The organism is Clostridia bacterium, assembly GCA_036654455.1.
Classification (GTDB): Bacteria; Bacillota; Clostridia; order Christensenellales; family CAG-314; genus JAVVRZ01.
In genome coordinates this window covers 198,447-219,592 of the sequence record JAVVRZ010000002.1, presented here as the reverse complement: position 1 = coordinate 219,592, position 21,146 = coordinate 198,447, and the positions used below count along the sequence as shown (strand labels likewise).

15 protein-coding genes are annotated in these 21,146 nt (G+C 38.5%); 10 read left to right on the top strand and 5 right to left on the bottom strand.

All coding sequences use genetic code 11. The features are described 5' to 3' along the window. Positions 1–4 precede the first annotated feature (4 nt). A complete protein-coding gene (locus RR062_03110) occupies positions 5–1,348 on the bottom strand; it encodes a potassium transporter TrkG (GenBank protein ID MEG2026699.1) in 1,344 nt (447 codons plus the stop codon). Positions 1,349–1,459: 111 nt separating this feature from the next. On the opposite strand from RR062_03110, the gene RR062_03105 reads away from it, so the two are divergent. The 3 genes from RR062_03105 (at position 1,460) to RR062_03095 (ending at position 4,937) form a co-directional block, all read left to right on the top strand. After that, positions 1,460–1,669, top strand: coding sequence for a hypothetical protein (locus tag RR062_03105; protein MEG2026698.1), 210 nt, complete (start codon positions 1,460–1,462; stop codon positions 1,667–1,669). 121 nt (positions 1,670–1,790) lie between these two features. Further along, positions 1,791–4,037, top strand: a complete 2,247-nt coding sequence (locus tag RR062_03100) for a SpoIIE family protein phosphatase (protein MEG2026697.1) — start codon at positions 1,791–1,793, stop codon at positions 4,035–4,037. A gap of 294 nt (positions 4,038–4,331) precedes the next feature. Continuing rightward, positions 4,332–4,937, top strand: coding sequence for a DapH/DapD/GlmU-related protein (locus RR062_03095; protein MEG2026696.1), 606 nt, complete (start codon positions 4,332–4,334; stop codon positions 4,935–4,937). A 131-nt stretch (positions 4,938–5,068) separates the two neighbouring features. On the opposite strand, the gene RR062_03090 is transcribed toward RR062_03095, so the two are convergent. Beyond that, positions 5,069–5,248 carry a DUF1294 domain-containing protein gene (locus RR062_03090; protein MEG2026695.1) on the bottom strand — a complete coding sequence of 60 codons (180 nt, stop codon included), beginning with the start codon at positions 5,246–5,248 and terminating at the stop codon, positions 5,069–5,071. Positions 5,249–5,397: 149 nt separating this feature from the next. Between RR062_03090 and leuS the strand changes: the two genes are divergently transcribed. Further along, positions 5,398–7,827, top strand: a complete 2,430-nt coding sequence (leuS, locus tag RR062_03085) for a leucine--tRNA ligase (GenBank protein ID MEG2026694.1) — start codon at positions 5,398–5,400, stop codon at positions 7,825–7,827. Between the two features lie 159 nt (positions 7,828–7,986). On the opposite strand, the gene RR062_03080 is transcribed toward leuS, so the two are convergent. Both RR062_03080 and RR062_03075 read right to left on the bottom strand, forming a co-directional pair. Further along, positions 7,987–10,674: an MMPL family transporter gene (locus tag RR062_03080; GenBank protein MEG2026693.1), complete on the bottom strand. Its 2,688-nt coding sequence runs from the start codon at positions 10,672–10,674 to the stop codon at positions 7,987–7,989. A 1-nt stretch (position 10,675) separates the two neighbouring features. Beyond that, on the bottom strand, positions 10,676–11,101 hold the full coding sequence (locus RR062_03075; GenBank protein MEG2026692.1) for a winged helix DNA-binding protein: 426 nt from the start codon (positions 11,099–11,101) through the stop codon (positions 10,676–10,678). Positions 11,102–11,587: 486 nt separating this feature from the next. Here RR062_03075 and RR062_03070 point away from each other — a divergent pair, with 486 nt between their 5' ends. The 4 genes from RR062_03070 (at position 11,588) to RR062_03055 (ending at position 16,870) form a co-directional block, all read left to right on the top strand. After that, positions 11,588–12,733, top strand: coding sequence for a BMP family ABC transporter substrate-binding protein (locus tag RR062_03070; protein MEG2026691.1), 1,146 nt, complete (start codon positions 11,588–11,590; stop codon positions 12,731–12,733). Positions 12,734–12,870: 137 nt separating this feature from the next. Further along, positions 12,871–14,409, top strand: a complete 1,539-nt coding sequence (locus tag RR062_03065) for an ABC transporter ATP-binding protein (protein MEG2026690.1) — start codon at positions 12,871–12,873, stop codon at positions 14,407–14,409. After that, positions 14,409–15,899, top strand: a complete 1,491-nt coding sequence (locus RR062_03060) for an ABC transporter permease (protein MEG2026689.1) — start codon at positions 14,409–14,411, stop codon at positions 15,897–15,899. Before RR062_03065 ends, RR062_03060 begins: the two co-directional genes overlap by 1 nt. A gap of 2 nt (positions 15,900–15,901) precedes the next feature. After that, on the top strand, positions 15,902–16,870 hold the full coding sequence (locus RR062_03055; GenBank protein MEG2026688.1) for an ABC transporter permease: 969 nt from the start codon (positions 15,902–15,904) through the stop codon (positions 16,868–16,870). Between the two features lie 246 nt (positions 16,871–17,116). Here the strand turns inward: RR062_03055 and RR062_03050 are convergent, their stop codons facing one another. Continuing rightward, entirely contained in the window at positions 17,117–17,914 is a 798-nt protein-coding gene (locus tag RR062_03050) for an AraC family transcriptional regulator (GenBank protein ID MEG2026687.1), read from the bottom strand. A 247-nt stretch (positions 17,915–18,161) separates the two neighbouring features. Here RR062_03050 and RR062_03045 point away from each other — a divergent pair, with 247 nt between their 5' ends. Next, complete coding sequence (locus RR062_03045; protein ID MEG2026686.1) at positions 18,162–18,986, top strand: cyanophycinase; 825 nt, start codon at positions 18,162–18,164, stop codon at positions 18,984–18,986. A 149-nt stretch (positions 18,987–19,135) separates the two neighbouring features. Next, positions 19,136–21,085: an ABC transporter substrate-binding protein gene (locus RR062_03040; GenBank protein MEG2026685.1), complete on the top strand. Its 1,950-nt coding sequence runs from the start codon at positions 19,136–19,138 to the stop codon at positions 21,083–21,085. The last annotated feature ends 61 nt before the right edge of the window (positions 21,086–21,146 follow it).

Genomic DNA, 21,146 nt, shown 5'->3' with positions numbered 1-21,146 from the left:
AGATTTAGCCGATTATGATTTTTTCGGTAGGTCGTTCTAGTTGCAGAGGCGCAATTTTACCGCTAAATATCATAGCTAGCGACAGTACGCCAATTCTACCGATAAACATTAGAATTATTATAACAATTTTTGAAAAGATTGTCAACGACGAGGTAATTCCCACTGTTAGTCCAACTGTGCCAATAGCCGAAAAGACTTCAAACGCTACTTGCGACATACTAAATGGCTCTACCGCAAGTATAGCTAAGGTAGATACTAGTATTAAAGATAGGTAAATGCCCATTATAGCTATTGTTTGAGGAAGCACCGACGCTTCGACTTTTCTTCTGCCGATTGTAATATCGGCTCTACGGCGAATATTTGCTATTACCGCAAATACTACAATAAGGAAAGTCGTAGTTTTTACACCGCCTGCCGTCGAACCCGGGCTACCGCCGACAAACATTAAAAACATAGTTAGTAGCCGTCCCGCTTCGGACAGCGACGCCATATCTACGGTGTTAAAGCCCGCTGTTCTAGGCGTAACCGAGCCAAATAACGAGGCTAGTAGTTTTACCCAAAAGTTGTAATCTTTAAGCGAGTGATTATATTCAAATAGCATAAACAGCCCTGCTCCGCTAACGATAAGTACGGCTGTAAAGCTAAGCACCATTTTGGTGTGCAAGCTATATTTGCTCCATTTGAAACGATTGCGTAGGCAGTCGCCCCAAACAAGAAAACCTAGTCCGCCCATAATGATTAAAAACATTATTGTAAAGTTGACTATAACGTCGCCGGTATAAGCCGTAAGCGAGTTAAATTCGCCTAAAAAACCTAAAATGTCAAAGCCGGCGTTACAAAAAGCGGCGACAGAAAGGAATATTGATATCCATAGTCCTTCGCCAAAGCCAAAGTCAACGCAAAATCTAGTCGACAGCATAACTACGCCAAACAGCTCAAATATCAACGTGCCTTTAACAATGTTGCTAATTAATTTGCCTGTGTCGCTTAAATTTTTACCGCCTGCTGTTTGAAGAAAGAGTTTTCTTTCGGAGAGTGAGAGTTTACCGCTTATAAACATTATAAAGATAGTCACAAGCGTCATAAACCCTAGTCCGCCGATTTGTATCATAAGTAGAATAACTATTTGACCAAATACCGTCCAGTGTAGGTAAGTGTCGTAAACTATTAGTCCGGTAACGCAAGTTGCGCTTGTTGCGGTAAATAAGCAATCGATAAAGGGGGTCACTTGCCCGTCTTTTGAAGATATCGGTAGCAGTAGTAACAGCGAACCAACAAGTATAACCGCCATATATGTTAGGGCAATTAGTTGGTAACTAGATATTTTTTTAGTCGCTAAATTTTTCATATTTTTGTAAGGTATGGTCTAGTCTACACCGATTTATAATTTTTGTCAAATATCTTTTTGTAATGTTGGCGTAAGAGGTACTTATTTAACCATATTTACATACAATAAATTATGAATATTAATAATTTAACAGTTAAAGAAGTCCTTTCTAATAGTAAAGCGGTTCAACTTATCAACAAATACTTTCCAAACTTATTGTCTAGCCCATTTATAGAATATGTAAATGACTATAAAATTAGTCAATTACAAGACTATGTCCCCGAAGAATATTTTCCTAGATGGAAAGAGCTTCTTGTCGAGCTAGGCAAGGTCTTGTTATAAATTAGTCTAAGCCTACTTTTGATTACTTTGCGACAGCATACCTCATAATTAAACAAAAAGAAGTAAGTCGCTTTAACAATTAATACATATAATCTAATTAAAAATTACTGTGCAGGATTATATGAAAAAAGTTAAACTTATTTTAATCCAAGTTTTATTATTAGGTTGTTCTATACTTGTTAGACGGGCAAGTCCAACTTACGCTTACGGCATATTTGTAGCCAACGCATACTGCATTAATATATGGTTGTCCTGCGTTGTCTTTTTGCTGTCGAGCGTCTTTTATGGATTAAATCAAATTATAATCACAGCTACGCAAGCTGTGGTTATTGTCGTAGCGTTACTTATACATAATAGGATAGGGCGAGCTGTCAACAAGTGGTTGATGTGCCTATATATGTTGCTTTCCCTTATTTTTTATTTTGTCTATTCTAGCGATGTAGGCGTTGTCGAACGGTTAATATATTGCGGTAGCTCGATTATATTTTCTTACGTATGTATGTATGTGTTTAGAGCGGTGTTTGTTAGAGGGCTAAGATACCGACTAGGAACAGACGAACTTATCTTTTTAGCTACGGTTTGCGTAGCTATTTCTCAATCGTTTGCCGATATTAAAGTAGGCAACGTTGCCATTATCGATATAGTTGCGCCATTTGGAATTTTATTTCTATTATTTACATATTCCCCTCTTTCTTCTTTTTGTTTTGCTTCTTCGCTAGGACTAGGCGTTGCGTTAAATAGCGGACAGATAAGTTCTATTGCAATTTACTGTGTCTTTGCTCTTGTGTCGGTAGGATTCTATAAATTAAGCAAATATTTGTCGGCTCTTGCGCTATTGCTTAGTTTGCTTGTACTAGTGTTTTTCTTTGATGTTTATGGTTCAACGCACTATTTAGTGCTTTTGCCAACGTTTTTAGGTTGCGTTGTCTTTTGCGTATTTCCAAACAGTTTGCTCAATAAAGCAAAAGATTGTTTTGGCAAGTGCGCCGAACATTATAGTCCCGAACCGATTATCAACAGACTTAGAAATAACATCTCACGCAGACTTTACGAGCTTGCCGATGTATTTTATGAAATGCAGTTGACTTACAAATCGCTGACTAAGCGAGCGCTTTCGCCCGAAAAAGCAACTGTTGCAATTAGCAAAGACGTTAGCGAGGGCATTTGCAAGGACTGTCCCGAGCGAAGTCGTTGTTGGCGAAACAATATAGACAAGACCGAGCAAGCCTTTTGCGAATTAGTTACGGCTGGGCTTGACAAAGGCAAAGCTACCTTGCTAGATATTCCAAATTTGCTTGCGTCTAATTGTATGCGACTCAACACTCTACTTTCTGCAATCAATAAGGAAGTTCTTGTATATAAGGAATATTACCAAACCGAGCAAAATAACGCTAACAGCAAGTTGCTTTTAGGCGAGCAACTAGGCGGAGTATCCACTATTCTCAAAGATTTGTCGCAAAGTTGCCGTAAAAACTTGCAATTTGACCGAGAAAAAGAGAAGCTAGCTATGCAGGAGTTGACTTTTTGTCATTGCTTAGTTAAAGAGGCGGTTGTTTGGGAAGAAGACGGAAAACTGCTTGTAACGCTTACGATAGCTCGTCAAGACGCTAAAAAAGATATTATAACTACAATTATTACCAAACTTGCTAGTCGCAAGATGTTTATCGAGCATATCGAGAGTATGCCAAATTCTAATTGGGATATATTGTTTTTGAAAGAAAGTCCTAAGTACAACGTTACTTTTGGGTTTTCCTTTGTAACCAAACAAGGTAGCGATATTTCCGGCGACACGCACAGCTTTATAAGGTTAAATAACGATAAGTTCTTACTTGCCCTTAGCGACGGTATGGGTAGCGGTAAAGAGGCTCAAAATACTAGCAACATAGCTATAAGTTTGGTCGAGAATTTTTATAAGGCAAATTTCGATAGCGATTGTATTCTAACTTGCGTCAATCATTTGCTCGCTTCGGCTAACGAAGAAACTTTTACCGCCCTAGATATTTGCGTAATTGACTTAACTAGCGGTTTTACCGACTTTATCAAACTAGGCTCTCCCAATTCTGTCACTCGTTGTGGCGAAGAAGTTCAATTTATAGTTGGCGGTTCGCTTCCGCTAGGCGTGCTAAGCCAGATTAAGCCTGCCTGCACCAAGAAGGTTTTAAAGTGCGGTGACTTAATTTTAATTTATAGCGACGGTTTTGCCGATAGCTTTGCCGATAAGAATGAAATTGCCTACTTGCTTCAACAGTCAAATGTCACTAACCCTCAAATAATCGCCGACGAACTGCTTAATAAGGCAATTTATTACAATTCTAACCAACCAAAAGACGATATTACGGTAATTGTTGCAAGATTAGTCGCTTGTTAAATTAGCAAAGGCTTAATTTTAATCTAACCTTAGTTTAAGTAATGTAGTTGTATTAATAGAGTTATATTTTGTGACTTAGTAAGGTCGCTTGTTAAATTAATTTGTTTTGTATTTGGTTAATTTAACGGCTATTTTGCTGCGAGCTTTTATAGTAAAAATGTAAATTTTGTATAGTTAGGTTTTAGCTATCTTTAATAGTAGTAGTTTATTTTATTTTTTGACAAGTCTTAGTTCACACATCTTTCGCTTGCGCATACAATAATGTATTATTATTTGTAGTAGGGGGCGAACAGCTTGACAACTTATATAGATAGTAGCGTTATAATAGGGCAAAATTGCACAATAGAACCCGAATGCGTAATTAAGGGTAACTCTGTGCTTGAAGATGGTTGCGTTATAGAGAGTTTTAGCTATATTGTCAACGGTCACATTGGCAAGTCCGCCGTAATTCGTTCTAGCCGGATAATCGACTCCTACGTAGGCGAAGGCACAACGGTAGGTCCAAATGCGCATTTGCGTGAGAATAGCAGAGTGGGCAATTTTGCTCGAATAGGTAATTTTGTCGAATTAAAGAATTCTACATTGGGCGATTACACTAAGGCGGCGCATCTTGCATACGTTGGCGACGCTACCGTAGGGGTAAATTGCAATATTGGTTGCGGAGTAATCTTTGTAAACTACGACGGTAGGGAGAAACATAGAACAAGCGTGGGCGACAACTGCTTTATAGGCAGTAACAGTAATCTTATAGCGCCTTTAACAATAGCGTCTAATTGTTTTATCGCTTGCGGAACAACTTTAACGCAAGACCTTGCAAATTATGACTTTGCGATAGGTCGTCCTTATGTTATGATTAAACCAAATAGGGCGGGCAAATATCTTAAAATTCCGCCCAGTTAAATTTAATAGTCTAAATTAATAGTAATATTTAAAAAAAAGTTAGGCAAGGCTCGATTAGTCTTGTCTAACTTTGTTAATAATGTAATTAAATTTTTTGTAATTAAATTCTTTGCATCTATTTACTAAATGTTTTAAGTAATAAATTTAATGCCGAAGTAAAAGCTTAACGCAAATTGTATGCCTAGCCCGATTATGTTGACAATAATAAAGTAAACTTTTTTGGTTTTGTGTCTAAATAGATACATCGCAAGCGTGCCACCTAACGCTCCGCCAAGTAGCGTTATACAGCCCATATATATGTAATATGTCATTTTGCCCCCCTCCTTGACTAAATTTATTATACACACAAAATTTAATATTGTAAAGTAACAAAGTAATATTGTATAGATTAGGTTTGACATTTTTGACATTTTTGTATTATAATTAAAATAATATTTCAAAAAAAAGAAGGGCAAAACTTATGGATGTTACTCGCATTGAGAAGAAGTGGAATGATAAGTGGAAAGAAACTAAGATTTATAGTTTCGACAAGAGCAAGATTGACAACAAACACTACGTGTTAGAGATGTTTTCATATCCGTCGGCTTCTAAATTACACTTAGGGCATTGGTATAATTATGGTTTAAGCGATGTCTACGCAAGGTTTATGCGTTCTAACGGTCACAATGTGTTTGAGCCTATGGGCTTTGACGCATTTGGTTTGCCTGCTGAAAATTACGCTATCAAGACTAACATTCACCCCGAGCAATCAACTCTTGCAAACATTGCTAAGATGCAACGCCAACTTGCCGATATGGGCGCTATGTTTGACTGGGATTACGAATTGGCTACTTGTATGCCCGACTACTACAAGTGGACTCAATGGATGTTCTTACAACTCTATAAGCACAACTTAGCTTATCGCAGAAATGCCCCCGTCAACTGGTGTCCTTCTTGCAATACCGTGCTTGCTAACGAGCAAGTAGTAGACGGTAAGTGCGACCGATGCGACTCGGTAGTAAGCAAGAAAAATTTGACTCAGTGGTTCTTTAAAATTACCGACTACGCCGAAGAATTGCTTAACGGTCTAGACAACCTAGATTGGCCCGAAAAGACTAAATTAATGCAAAAGAATTGGATAGGTAAGAGTAACGGCGCAGAGCTTACGTTTGCGCTTCAAGACGGCAAACACGAGTTTAAAGTGTTCACTACACGAGCTGATACTTTGTTTGGCTGTACTTATTGCGTGCTTGCTCCCGAACACCCCTTAGTTGACGTTATCACTTCTAAGGAATGTAAACAAGCCGTAGAAGATTACATTCTTCAAGCGAGCAAAACTACCGAGATAGAGCGTTTAAGCACGGCAAAAGAGAAGACAGGCGTATTTACCGGAGCATACGCAGTCAATCCAATCAACAATCAACTTGCGCAAGTTTGGGTAGGCGATTACGTTCTAGGTAGCTACGGAACAGGGGCTATTATGGGTGTTCCCGCTCACGACGCAAGGGACTATATATTTGCCAAAAAGCATAATATCGAAATAAAGCGAGTTATCAATTCGCCCGACGGAACAAATAACGACCTACCTTATTGCGAACACGGAATAATGTGTAATAGCGGTGAGTTTGACGGTTTGAGTACGGCAGAAGGCTGTTTGAGAGTTCCAACTAAGCTACAAACGCTTAATTTAGGCAAACTCGTTACAAACTATCGCTTGCGTGACTGGCTTGTTAGCCGTCAACGTTACTGGGGAGCGCCTATTCCTATAATCTATTGCGACCACTGCGGAACAGTGCCTGTGCCGGAAAAAGACTTGCCCGTTCTACTACCCCACAATGTAAACTTTACGCCCGATGGCACAAGCCCGCTTACAAGGTGCGCCGAATTTACCTCAACCGTTTGCCCGATTTGCGGTAGACCTTCTACAAGAGAAGTTGACACCCTAGACACATTTGTGTGCAGTAGTTGGTACTTCTTGCGTTTCCCCGACAACAAGAATACAACTATGCCTTTTGATAAAAAATTAATTAATAAAATGCTACCCGTTGACAAATATATAGGCGGACCCGAACACGCTTGTATGCACCTACTCTACGCAAGATTTTTCACTAAGGCTTTGCGTGATATGGGTTACCTCAACTTTGACGAACCTTTTACTTCGCTAGTCCATCAAGGCATTATTCTCGGGCCAGACGGCAATCGTATGAGCAAGTCGCACGGCAATGTTGTTTCTCCCGACGAATATATAGAGAAGTACGGTAGCGATACATTTAGAGTTTATATGGGTTTTGCCTTTAAATATATTGAGGGCGGTCCGTGGAACGACGAAGGGATTAAGGCGGTCGCTAAGTGGTTAGAAAAAGTCGAACGCTTAGTGCTATCGGCGTATGATACAAGAGGGGTCGTTTCGACCTGTCAACAAGACCAAGAGCTTAAATTTGTTAGGGCAAATACTATCAAACAAGTTAGCCAAGATATCCCCGAGTTTAGCTTCAATACCGCAATCGCAAGAATGATGGAGTTAACTAACGCTATGTCGTCCTATGTTTCTAGTTGCCAGAATGTAAATGGCAAACTTCTCTTTGACACCGCTTGCGACCTAGTTTTAATGCTTTCTTCGATTGCTCCTCATATATGCGAAGAACTATGGGAACAAATAGGCAAGCCTTATTCGGTGACAACTCAACCTTATCCTACCTATAACGAACTTGATTTGATTAAACCCGTTGTCGAACTTGCCGTACAAATAAATTCTAAGTTAAAGACAAGAATAACGCTTGACAGCAGTCTTACGGTAAAAGAAGTCGAACTTGCAGTCTTAAACGACGAAAATGTAAGAAAATATATTTTAGGGCAAGTCGTTAAGGTAATTGTCATTCCAAATAGACTTATAAATATTATAGTTAAGTAATTTTTATCAATTAAAAGAACTCTCTAAAACATATTAGAGAGTTCTTTTGTTTAGTTTATGAGTTGGTTATTACAACTTATTTATTGCGTTTTGTTTAACTTGTAATTTAGCTTAACTTAATTATAAATATTTTATAATTAAGTCTAACAAGACTTTTGGTTATTTATCGCTTGCGTCGTCCTTGTCTTTTTCGTCTTGTATTTTTTCTTCACGGTCAACATCTTTTTCGTCTTGTATTTTTTCTTCAACGTCAACCGCTTCTTGTTTAACTAAATCTTGGTCTTGCAATTCTTCTTTCAATGCCTTATATTTAAGTTTTTTCTTGGTGTGTTTGTCAACTAGCGTTGTAGTAACTTCGCCTTCGAGCATATCTTGGTTAGGTTGAGGGGTAGTGTCTTCGTATTTTTTAACCGGATTATTGATAATGTGTTTGTCTATCGCTCTAATGCTGGCTTCTTCTTCGCTTACCTTTAAGGGTTTTAAGAATTTCATTTTTAGCGACAACATCGGTATATATCTATCAAACAATCTAACAAGCGGAGGCAAGAATACAAGAACAAGAACTCCGCTGATTAGAGCGCCTCGCCCTATCATAAAGCCTATCTCGCTTACGCCCTGTACGCTTGAAGCAAACCCGATTGAGAAACCCGCTACGCATAGTATTAGCGCCGAAGTAAGCACGCTTGTAATAGATAGCCTTGTCGCTTCTAACGTAGCTATGTTGCGGTCGTGAATTTTTCTACTGTCGACATAGTTTTGCATATACAGTATTGCATAGTCGATAGTCGCTCCTAGTTGTATCAGCGAAACTATCAAGTAGCCCAAGAAGGCTATTTTTGTGCCTTGCAAGGCGGAAATTGCCATATTTATAAATATGCCCATTTCAATAGTCGATACAAGCAGTATCGGTACGGATATAGATTTAAAGGTAAACATTATTATTAAGAATATCGCAGCTATTCCCAGTAAATTTACAAAGGTGTAATCTCGTTCGCCAAGAAGAACGTCCTTATTGCCTTCGAGCATAGTTCTCATTTCGCTTGCGGCAACCGTACTGCCGACTACATACCATTCTGTTACTGCGTTACGAGTAAGAATAGTTTTTAGTTCGTCGTAAGCTGCGAAAGCGTCGGGAGATTCGCTCGAAGCGTTAAGATTAATGACTATACGAGTGTAATTTTCGCTATCGAAGTTTGCCACAAGTTGAGCGGGAATCATACTCTCCATACCGGGTTTACAAATAGAACGGTAGGACATTATGCTAGCTACCATACGCTTTTTATTATTTTTCGTTTGTACGGTAAGGTTGCGCAACTCGTCTATCAACTTCATTTCTCGGTCTTTTTCGTTTAATTTGCCCTCGCTATCCGGTGGGTCTCTATACGACTTAGGTATCATAATTACAATCGGGTTATATAGTCCAAATGCTTCGGTTATAGTCTTACTATCCTCGTAAGTTTGTGTGCCGACCGAGGCTGATATTGCCGATTCGCCGTACATAAATTGAAGATTATCTTGCAACATAAAGCTACCGCCGGCAAGTAACACAACCACAAGAATTATCGGTATTGCAAATTTAATGCAAAACTTGGTAAGTTTTTTACCTGTGGGCATTAAAGGTTTGTGTTCGGTCTTAGTAAGCAATTTATCAAATATTTTAAGGAAGAACGGCATACATAGTAGCGAAACAATAAAGCTAATAATTACGCCCTTTGCAAATACGAAACCGATGTCTTTGCCTATTCCAAAGTCCATAAATGTCATAGCTACAAAGCCCGCAACAGTTGTAAGACAGCTTGACGCCGTAGGCAATATCGACTCTCTCATACACGCTTTAAGCGCATCTTTCTTTTCTAGTCCGTTTGTCCTTGCGTTTCGATATTTGTGCAAGACGAATATAGCGTAGTCCATAGTAATCGCCATTTGTAGCGCTGTCGCCATACTATTTGTTATGAAACTTATACCGTCAAGCCACCCAAACAAATCTAAGAATAGGTTTGTCCCCATATTAAATAGCACTGACATAGCGATAGTAAGTAGCAGTAGCAGAGGTTCGATATATGCGTTAGTAGTTAGCATTAATATGCCTATTGCAAGCGGAACGACAAGGACGGTAACTATTAGCACTTCGCTACTTGTAGTTTCTCTTGCTGCCTTAGTAGAGATAGCCGTTCCTTCGTAGGCAACGTCAAGCCCTGAGCATTTCATTTTTATTTGGTCAATTGCGGTATTTGTAAGCATACTATAATCGTTTTCGGTAAAGTAGACTTCGATTAGAGCGTTCTTATCCAAGACGTTATAATAGTTAGTTAGACTAATTGCGCCGTCGAAATAGTAGTTGGTAATTAGGTCGACTGCGTCAAGTAGTATTGGGTTTTGTTCAAGAAAGTCTAGTGTCGACGCCATATCGGTGTCATCTTTAATCTTTTTGATTAGTTCTTCTAACTTTTCTTTTGTGCCTTGTGGCAGTACCGAGATTATTTGGTCGATTACGTCTTTGTTTTCGTCAATTTGTGTTTCGAGGGCGTCAAGAGCCATTTTTACCATATCGTCAATCCACAACGAATACTTTATGCCTTCAATTTTTGAAAAACTCTCTTTGACGGTTCGAGCGGCGTTGATATTTATATCTTTAATCATTACCCTTGCGTAAGAAGTACTGCCGAACTCTTTGTTTACCATATTAAAACCTTTAAGAGTAGCCGAGTCTTCCGGCAAGTAGTCGATTAATGTGTAATTAATTCTTGTATTTAATATGCCAAATACCGAGCCGACGCAAAGCAATAGAAGTACTACTCCTACTACAATCCTTACTATAACCTCTTTTGCCACTGTCTTTTTATTCATACTAAGCCTCATTCCTTTTGGTAATATCTACTATTAGTTTTAGTAAATCTATCAATTTTATTGCATTTTCTTGTCCCAAATTAGTTACAACAAGCCCTATGTAGTTTTCGGCTTGTTTAAGTTTCTCTATAATATAGTCTGTGCCTTCTTTGGTTAGACTAATTACAAGGCATCTACGGTCGCTAGGCAATATTTCCATATTAATGTAGCCTTTGCGCCTAAGCGAGGTTAGCGTAGCGGTTGTTCTGCTACGAGATACGTTTAGCGTGCTAGATATGTTTGACGGCAGAGTTTTTACGTTTCTGTTGGTCAAAAGGTAATTTAGCGTTCGCATTTCGCCTTGACAGAATTCCATAAGTGGCGAGAACGCCTCCATATCATACATCTGTCTAATAGTTTCAATCATTTGATTGTTTATCGTTTGCATTTTTCCCCTCTATGCGCTTTTGTCAAAGCGGTTTATCCTTATAATGTTGTCTTAACTATTATTTAGATTATTCTTGTTAAAATATTCTTGCCTAAATACGATAGACAGTTTAATTAAATTGAAAAACTAATTAACGTATAAAACTAATAGTTAACACTGTTAATTATACACCGCATTAATCAATTACACAAGAATTTTTTTGTTAAAGTTTGGTGAAATCTAGCGGTTAAATTATATTTTAGATAAAGCTTAATTTTAAATAGTATACAATAGGTTTTTCTAGCAATACTTTACTTAAAAATACTTGTCAATGCGGATAAAAGAATAAATTGTAAAATTATAGTGATACTATATTTCGAGCGTAATTTTTAAGGTAATTAGGCAAAAAAAATAATAACAAAACAAGAAAAAGTGTTGAAAAAATATAGATAGTGTGCTAAAATAAATTGAACACAAAGTTATTGTGTAATTTATGGAGGTAAAAAAATGAAAAAACTATTTAGCCTACTTTTAGTAGTTGCAATGCTTGCGACAAGCGTATCTGTTTTTGTAGCTTGTGGCGAACAAGGCACTGGTAAAATCTGTTTAATCACAGACGTAGGAACTATCGACGACAAATCTTTTAACCAAGGCGCTTGGGAAGGCGTAAAAGCATACGCTAAGGCTAACAAACTCGCAGAAAGCGACATTAAGTATATTAAACCTTACGCTGCTTCGGATGCTGACTATCTTGATGCTATCGACCTAGCAGTTGCTTGGGGCGCTCGCACAATCGTTACACCCGGTTTCTTGTTCGAAGTTCCAATTTTTGAAGCTCAAACCAGATATCCTGACGTTAAGTTTATTCTTCTTGATGGTGCTCCTCATACCTTAGATTACAGCACATTTAGAACAGACAAGAACGTAGCTTCTGTTACTTATGCCGAAGAAGAAGTTGGTTATCTTGCAGGTTACGCTGCTGTTAAAGATGGCTTTACCGACCTTGGTTTCTTAGGCGGAATGTCAGTTCCAGCCGTTGTTGCGTTTGGTTATGGCTACCTTAAAGGAGCAGACGACGCAGCTAAGGAATTAAACATTACTGTTGACATTCAACACAGTTATTTAGGCAACTTTGGTAGCGAAGCTGTTAAGAACGCTGCCGCTGCAACAACAATGTTCCAAAATGCTGACGTTATCTTTGCTTGCGCTGGCGGAGCTGGTATGCAAGTTATGGACGTAGCTGGCAAACTTACTGATAAATGGGTTATCGGCGTTGACGTTGACCAATACAACACTGGCGCTGGCAAGACCTGCATCACATCTGCAACCAAGGGACTTGCTAAATCTGTACAAGACATTCTCACATCTATTAGAGATGGCAAATTTGATATTTATGGCGGAAAGACCACAGTATTCAACGCAAAAGTTGATGGTATCGGTTTACCTATCGCAGACCTTAATGCTGACACCGCAAAAGTTGGTCAATTTAAGACATTTACAGTTGGCGATTACAAAGCAATTTATGCTAAATTAGTTGCTGGCACAGTAAAAGACCTTGCAAGAACAGTTAAATCTGCTGCTGATCTACCCACAGCCGAAGAAATTAAGACAGGTCTTAAACTAACTAACGTTATCTTAACAGTTGTTAAATAAATAACGCTTTTGTAGCTACTGTTTCTTATTTTAATCTTTTAGATGACTAATGTTATGGTTGCTACTATTAACTTGGTTTAATTTAATAAGGGGCAAATATTTGCCCCTTATTTTATAACTTTTTTTGGGGTATACAAATGGACAATGTAATTGAGATGAGACATATCACCAAACGTTTTCCGGGTATTATTGCAAATGACGATATTACCCTAGAATTGGCACGTGGTGAGATTCACGCATTGCTAGGCGAGAACGGCGCAGGCAAATCTACTCTTATGAGCATTTTGTTTGGGCTTTATGTAGCCGAAGAAGGCGAAATTTTAAAAGATGGACAAGTTGTGTCTATTAAAGACCCTAACGATGCTAACGACCTTGGCATCGGTATGGTTCACCAACACTTTAAATTAGTCGAGTGTTTTTCAGCTCTTGACAATATTATTTTAGGCGCAGAGCCTATGAAACGTGGTTTGATTGACAAAAAATACGCTCGAAATCAAATTGTCGAATTGTCGGAGAAATATAAATTGAAAGTTGACCCAGATGCGTTGATTGAGGATATTCCCGTAGGTCAACAGCAAAAGGTAGAAATATTAAAGATGCTGTATCGCAAGAATGAGATACTTATTTTTGACGAACCAACAGCCGTGCTTACGCCACAAGAGATTGACGAACTTATGCGTATTATGAAGGGGCTTGCCGCCGAAGGTAAGTCAATACTATTTATTACTCACAAGTTAAATGAAATTATGGCGGTAGCAGATAGGTGTACTATTCTACGCAAGGGCAAGTGTATTGGCACGGTCAATATTGCCGATACCGACACTCACAAGCTGTCAAAAATGATGGTTGGCAGAGACGTTGACTTTGTGGTAGATAAGAGTCAAGCCTGCGCAGGGGAAAACGTTCTTGAAATTTGCGACCTAGTGGTTAAGAGTCAGTTTAGCAAGAAGAACGCCGTAGACAATGTTTCCTTTAAGGTTAATAAGGGTGAGATTGTTTGCATTGCAGGCATTGAGGGCAACGGACAATCTTCGCTTGTGTACGCTTTAACCGGACTTGAAAAATTATCAAGCGGTAAAATAATACTTGACGGCGTAGACGTTTCTAAGAAGAGTATTCGTTATCGCAACAAACTAGGGCTAGCCCATATACCTGAGGATAGACATAAATTCGGTCTAATACTTGACTATTCTTTGGAAGATAATATTGTCTTAAAACAGTACTTTACTCCAAAGTTTAGCAATAAATTAGGCTTTTTAAATCGTCACGCAATAGACGAATACGCAACAAATCTTACTCAAAAGTTTGACGTAAGAAGTAGTTTGGGCATAAAGAGTAGCGCTCGCAGTATGTCGGGTGGCAATCAACAAAAAGCTATTCTCGCAAGGGAAATCTCCCTTAGCCCCAAACTTTTAATCGCCGTACAACCTACTCGTGGACTTGACGTTGGGGCGATTGAGTTTATACACAAGCAAATAGTTTCGGCTAGGGATAGTGGTAGCGCAGTGCTACTTATTTCTTTTGAACTTGACGAAGTTATGAATTTGTCCGACCGTATTCTTGTTATGTACGAAGGCGAGATTGTTGGCGAATTTAATCCTAAGACTACAAACGTACAAGAATTAGGGCTGTATATGGCGGGAAGCAAGAGAAATGACAAGGAGACTAACGAGTAATGAATAAATTTAAACAATTTTTTGTTTCCGTTGGCAGATGGATTAAGAAGGCTACGTTTGCAACCGGTAGATGGATTAAAAAGTCAACATTCGCAACTGGTAGATGGATTAAGAAAGCAACATTTGCTATTGGTAGATGGATTAAGAAAGCAACATTTGCTATTGGTAGATGGTTTAAAAAAACCGCCCTTTCTATCGCTAACTTTTTTGTTCAACTTTTCACTCACCCTAAGCCAATGTTTAAACGCTTACTTAATAGTTCGACGTTTAGTAGTTTTTCTTCTTCTGCAATAGCCGTAGTAATAGGCTTGTTATTTGGTCTAATTCTTATGCTTGTAACTAAGCCACAAGACGCTTTTGAGGGTTTTTGGCGAATATTACTTGGAGGATTTAATAATCCTGACATTATGAGAGGCATAGGCGATATGCTCTATGTCGCAACTCCTTTGCTTTTAACCGGTCTTTCGGTAGGTTTTGCCTTTAAGACAGGACTATTTAATATAGGCGCAAGCGGACAATATACTATGGGTATGTATTTTGCCCTTGTCGCTGCATTTACCCTTGAAGGTAATTGGGTGGTTTGTTTGCTTGCCGGCATTATTGGCGGAGCGCTTTGGGGCTTTATTCCGGGATTATTTAAAGCGGTATTTAATGTCAACGAAGTTATCACCTCAATTATGACCAACTACATCGGCGTATATTTTGTGGATATGATGATTAAGAATGATACAACGATGTTTATGTCTATCGAACAACGCACTTACCCTGTTCCCCTTAATGCGGCTATGCCGACTTTTGGGCTAGACAAATTATTTAATGGTTCACGTGTAGCTTTGGGACTTATACTTGCTATATCAACTGCGATTATTCTTTATTACGTGCTTAACAAGACTAAGTTTGGGTTTGAGCTAAGGGCGTGCGGACTTAACAAGAATGCCGCAAGATATGCCGGCGTAAACGAGAAACGCAGTATTATTCTATCAATGGTAATAGCCGGCGCTCTTGCAGGGCTTGCAGGCGCAATCAATATACAAACCGGCGGAAATCCATATTCTCCCAAAAACGTAATCGCCCCTATGGGCTTTAACGGCATACCCGTAGCTTTGCTCGGCGTAAGTCACCCAATAGGCATAATTTTCTCGGCGTTATTTATTGCGCACTTACAGCGAGGCGGTTTCTTCTTGCAACTGCTTGACTTTAAGCCCGAGATTATAGACATTATCGTAGGTATAATTATTTATTTCAGCGCCGCCGCTCTAATTATCAAGTCGTATTTGCCTAAATTAATAGCTAAGTTTAGAAAGAAAAAAGTGACAGAACCTGCCGTTGAGAATGAGCAAGATAATAATGTAGATATAAGTCAAGAGGTCGTTGACCCGGCTAGCCAAGAAATAATCGATACGGCTAGTCAAGAAGTCGTTGACTCGGCTAGTCAAGTTGCCAAAAATTCGGCAAGTCAAAATGAGTCAAATACTGACGAGGAGAAATAAATATGGAAATTTTTTACGAAGTATTTAGATATGCTTTTTTAATAGCAATGCCACTTATGGTAGTTGCGTTAGGCGGTATGTTTAGCGAACGAAGCGGAACTATCAACATCGCCCTTGACGGTATTATGATTATAGGCACATTTTGCGGATATATGTTTATCTATTTAATGCAAAAGGCAGGGGTCGTAATGAACCCTCAATTACTACTGATTTTTGCCATTTTAATTGCAGGCATAGCAGGCACAATTTATTCGCTCTTGCTAGGCGTGTCGGCAATCAATTTTAAGGCAGACCAAACCATAGGCGGTACGGCGCTTAACATTATTTCTGTTGCGCTTGTTGTTTTCCTTGCTCGTATGACAATAGGAACGCAAAATATTCAAATTGATACCGTCGGGTTATTCTATATTAAAGATGGCGGTTTTTTAGGCAGTATCCCAGTAATAGGCGATATGTTCTTTAAAGACACCTATATTACCACTTTTATAGGCTTACTTATTCTTTTAGTGTCTACCTTTTTGCTCAACAAAACACGCTTTGGGCTTAGATTGCGTTCTTGTGGCGAACACCCGCAGGCAGCCGACTCCGTAGGCATCAACGTGCCTAGAATGCGTTATTGGGGCGTTGCAATAAGCGGTCTACTTGGCGGTATCGGCGGTATGTTATTTATGGTGCCACTAATAAGCGAATTTAGCGGTACAGTTTTTGGTTACGGCTTTTTAGCCTTAGCGGTTTTAATCTTTGGTCAGTGGAAACCTTCAAAGATATTCTTAGGCGCTCTATTCTTCGCCTTTATGATGTCGTTATCTTCTTTACACGGCAAGATACCTTTCCTAGATAATTTAGGTATTCCTAGCGCAATTTACGATATGGTGCCTTATTTTGCAACCCTAGTCGTGCTTGCCTTTACATCTAAAAAATCTCGCGCGCCAAAAGCCGAAGGCATACCTTACGACAAAGCGTTAAGGTAATTTAATATAAAGTATTTTTAATTGACTTAAAATTTAATATTGTACTATTTAGGTGACAAAAATGGTATAAAAGAAGGCTTTTGAAAGCGGATAAACAATTTTCAAAAGCCTTCTTTATTTTATAGAAATACAAAAGATATTACCAGAATAGCCGTAGTAGACTAGTCTTGCCACAGTTATTAGTCAACTTAATTATGTAAGTTTATAGCTAAGTTTTAAGTTATAGGGCAAATTAAGCTGTTAGTTCTAGGTAAACCTAACCGACTTTTGGTAAGCCATTGGCGACATACCCATTTCTTGCTTGAAACGTAGACCGAAGTAGTTTGCCGAAGAAAAACCGCATTCGGTTGCAATTTGTTCCATACTTTGTTTAGTATTTCGCAGTAGATTGATAGCTAGGGCAATTTTTTTGCTAATGATAAAGTCAGAAATATTTATTTCAAACATTTTTTTAAATTCTCGACTAAGGTGAGAAGTGGACACATAGAAAGTTTTGCTCAAACTTGCAAGCGTGCAAGAGGCAAAATTGTTATTAATATAATTTCTAATATCTTCCATCAAACAAGTAGAGTTGCTGAGTTGTAGCGTCAAACTATCGTTTTCAAGGGCGTATCTATTGATGCGTAACACTAGTTCGCTAACAAGCAGTTTAAGCAGTAAATTGTCTTGCTTAATGTTCATATTGTATTCTTTTTCAATCTCTTTTACCATATTTACAAGATTAATACCGCATTGTTGAGCCATATCTAAATGTATAATTCTGTTGTTAAAACAATGGTGCAGTATTACTTCGTCAATTATATCTAGGTAGAATACGTCAAAAGAAATATGCAGTTGCGCCCCCGAGAAGTTTTTGTAGCTGTATTTCGTGCTAGGCGGTATAAGAACAAAGGAATTTGCCTTAGCTAAACATAGCTTGTTTTCAATCGTGTATTCCTTTTCGCCATTACCTATATAAACTATTTGGTAAAAAGTGTTTGTAAAAGTGTTGTTTCCGTCATAATTTGCAAAACGGTCAAATTTGTCGATCTCTATAAATGCCATATTGTATCCTCCGTATCAAAATATATGTAATATTGATAAATATGCCACAGTAATTGGTGCTTTGCTCAAATTAGTATGGTTTTTCCGCTTGCATATTAGCATAAAACAATGCGTTTGTGACAAAAAAACTGTAAAGCATCAATTTGTATGTAATAAAAACCGAAATAGAGCATAATTTCGCATTTTATAATGTCAACCATAGTGATATCATTTAGTGCAAATAATACATCAAACTAGGAGTTATGTTATGAATAAAGAGGGTTATTTAGTCGTAGCTGGCGGTAACGTAGGCAGGAGTAAAGAGGAGATTTACGGAGAATTTCTTAGACTTGCCGGCGGAGAGAATGCAAAAATATGCGTAGTTGTTGTTTCTTCGGCAATTCCGCTAGAATCGTTTAGCTGTACTCAAACTACCTTAGTTAAATTGGGAGCAAAACCATCAAATATTAATTGTCTACCTCTTTCCCTAATACCTAATTTAATATCTCAGGGCTGGTCAAGCGATGGCGACGACCCTGCGTTACTACCTTACCTCAAAGATTTGACAGGCGTGTGGTTTGTTGGTGGAGATCAAATGAAAACTGTAAAGGCGTTACTGCGTAATTACGAAAAAGACACCGCTTCCCTCAAATTAATAAGAGAAGTATATGAAAACGGCGGAGTAGTCGGCGGAACTTCGGCAGGAGCGTCGATTATGGGCAAGTTTATGATTGGCGCAGGTAGCGACCTAGCATCTTTAACCTTACCAATAGAAACCGACGCCGCTAAATATGAAGGTAGCGTAAACGAAACAGACGGACAAGTTCTTTTGACAAGAGGGTTTAATTTATTTAGTAGCGGTTTGATTGACCAACACTTTAACACTCGCCCCCGCCTAACTCGATTAATAGCTTCAATGGACCTATTTAATATAAGTAAATCTTTTGGGATATGCGAAGACACCGCTTTTGTCTATGACCGAGAGCAAAACCAAATTGAAGTGCTAGGTAGCGCCTATGTTTGTTTCATTAAAGGTAACCCTCGTTACAAACGAATAACCAAACATTATAAAAATGAAATTATAAAACTTTAATAAAGACATAAGAGCAATATGTTTGTCAACGCAGTGACAAATCGCAAAACTTTAATACTTAAATAAGCAGTAAAATTATAACCAAACAACGCTAACTAATACTTTTTGAAAAAGTAATCAAACTATAAACAATAACATGGAGGCATAAAATGAAAAAAATAGTTTCTTTAACACTTGCAATATTGATGACTATAACTTGCGTGTTCGCTTTGTCTGCCTGCGGAGAAGAAAATAAAGGCAAGACTTACTACGCTAGTTACGCTATCGACCTAAACTTAATCTCTCCTTTTAACCTTCCCGATACAACGGGTAAGAAGATAATCGCTAACACTATGGAAGGATTGATTATTAACGACCGCTTTGGCAGATATGTTGGCGCAAGCGCAGAAACTTGGGAAAGCAACGCTGACAAGTCTGTGTGGACATTCCACCTAAGAGATAACATTTTCTGGTTTGACTGTAAGGGCGAGAAAGTTAGAGAAGTTCTTGCAACCGACTGGGCAGACGCTATGAAATATTACTCCGACCACAAGAATACTAAGGCGGACATAAGTATGATCAAGACCGTTATTTCCGGACTTGAAACTTATTATGAGAATATTCGTATTAAGGACGACACTTCTATCCCTGATTATAAGAAACCTGCTAACATTAAGAATTCGACTCGTCAGGAACTTGTCGACCAATTTGACACCATTGTAGGCGTAAAAGCTGACAACGCTACTAAGACTGTTACCTATACGCTCACCCAATCTATTCCTTATTTTGAGTCATTCTTAGTAACCGAATTGTTTTTGCCCCTTAATATCGAATTTGCGCTAAATTGCAAAGAGATGTTTGGCGCAGATTGCGACAAATTACTATACAACGGACCTTACTTCTTAAAGACCTGGCGTACTGGCGTAGAATTTGTTCTAAGTAAAAACCCCGCTCACTATGACGCTGTAAATATGAAGGTTGACACAATAAAACTTCAAAAAGTTTCTAACACAAATACAACAATCGAGATGTTTTTGCGTGGCGAACTTACTAGCGCAAACATTCCGGGCGACGAAGTTGCAAATTATCTAGGCAACGCTAAATACAAGGATTATGTAAATTTCAAAGATAAATCAACTGTAACATTCTGGTTTTATCAAAACTTCCAATCGCTTAACAAAGAGTTTGACACTTTTATCCACAACGATAATTTTAGAAAAGCTCTTCGTCACGGCGTGAACCGTACTGCAATGGCTCGTATTTACAACAACATCAACCCCGAAGCAATGCTCACTAACACAATAATTCCCGAAGGAGTATGCTTTGACGAAAATGGCGTTGATTACACCGATTACCCCGAATTAAAGGCTATTAAAGACCTTAAAGACACCATCTATAATGAAGAGGAAGCTAAGAGATATTTCGCTCTTGCTCTTGCCGAACTTGTCGAAGCTGACGGAAAGACAATTAAAGGCGTAACGCCCGGCACGGTAAGTATGCGTAACTCGATTACTTTTGAGATGGACGGTAAACTTCCTATTGACTTAGTATTTACACACGGACCAGACTCTAACGATATTCAAGTTGCCCAAGTATTTAAAGCGGCTATCGAAGGCTTGTTTGCGGATAAAGATGGTAATAAATTAATCAACGTAAGAATGTTCCAAACTGGCGACGACAAATATGTTTCTTGCAATCAATATATGGGCTTTGACATAAGTTGCGACAGTTACAGCTTTAAGTATGGCGACCCATTAGCTCAATTAGGAAGATTAACCTCGCAAGGCGAAGTTAACGACGGTAAATTTGTAATAGAAGGTTACGACGAATTAGTCAAACAAGCTGCGGCTTGCACGGTATTATCGCAAAGATATAAGATATTTAGCGAACTAGAAGCTATGTTAATTAACGGCGGTTACCTCATTCCTTGGGAGAACGGCGGAGGCGTATTTGAAATGACTCGTGCTATTCCTTTCCTTGCTCCACGTGGAGGTTTTGGTTTAAGTCGTTTCTCTTATAGATGGATGGATACGCAAGAAGAACCTTTAACTACCGAAGAATACAAAAAATATGAAAAAGAATTTAACGATGCGCTCGCTGCGTTAAACGGCGCTAATTAATAACGGTTTAATATGTTTAAATACACAATAAAAAGGCTGTTACAGTCTTTAATATCAATCA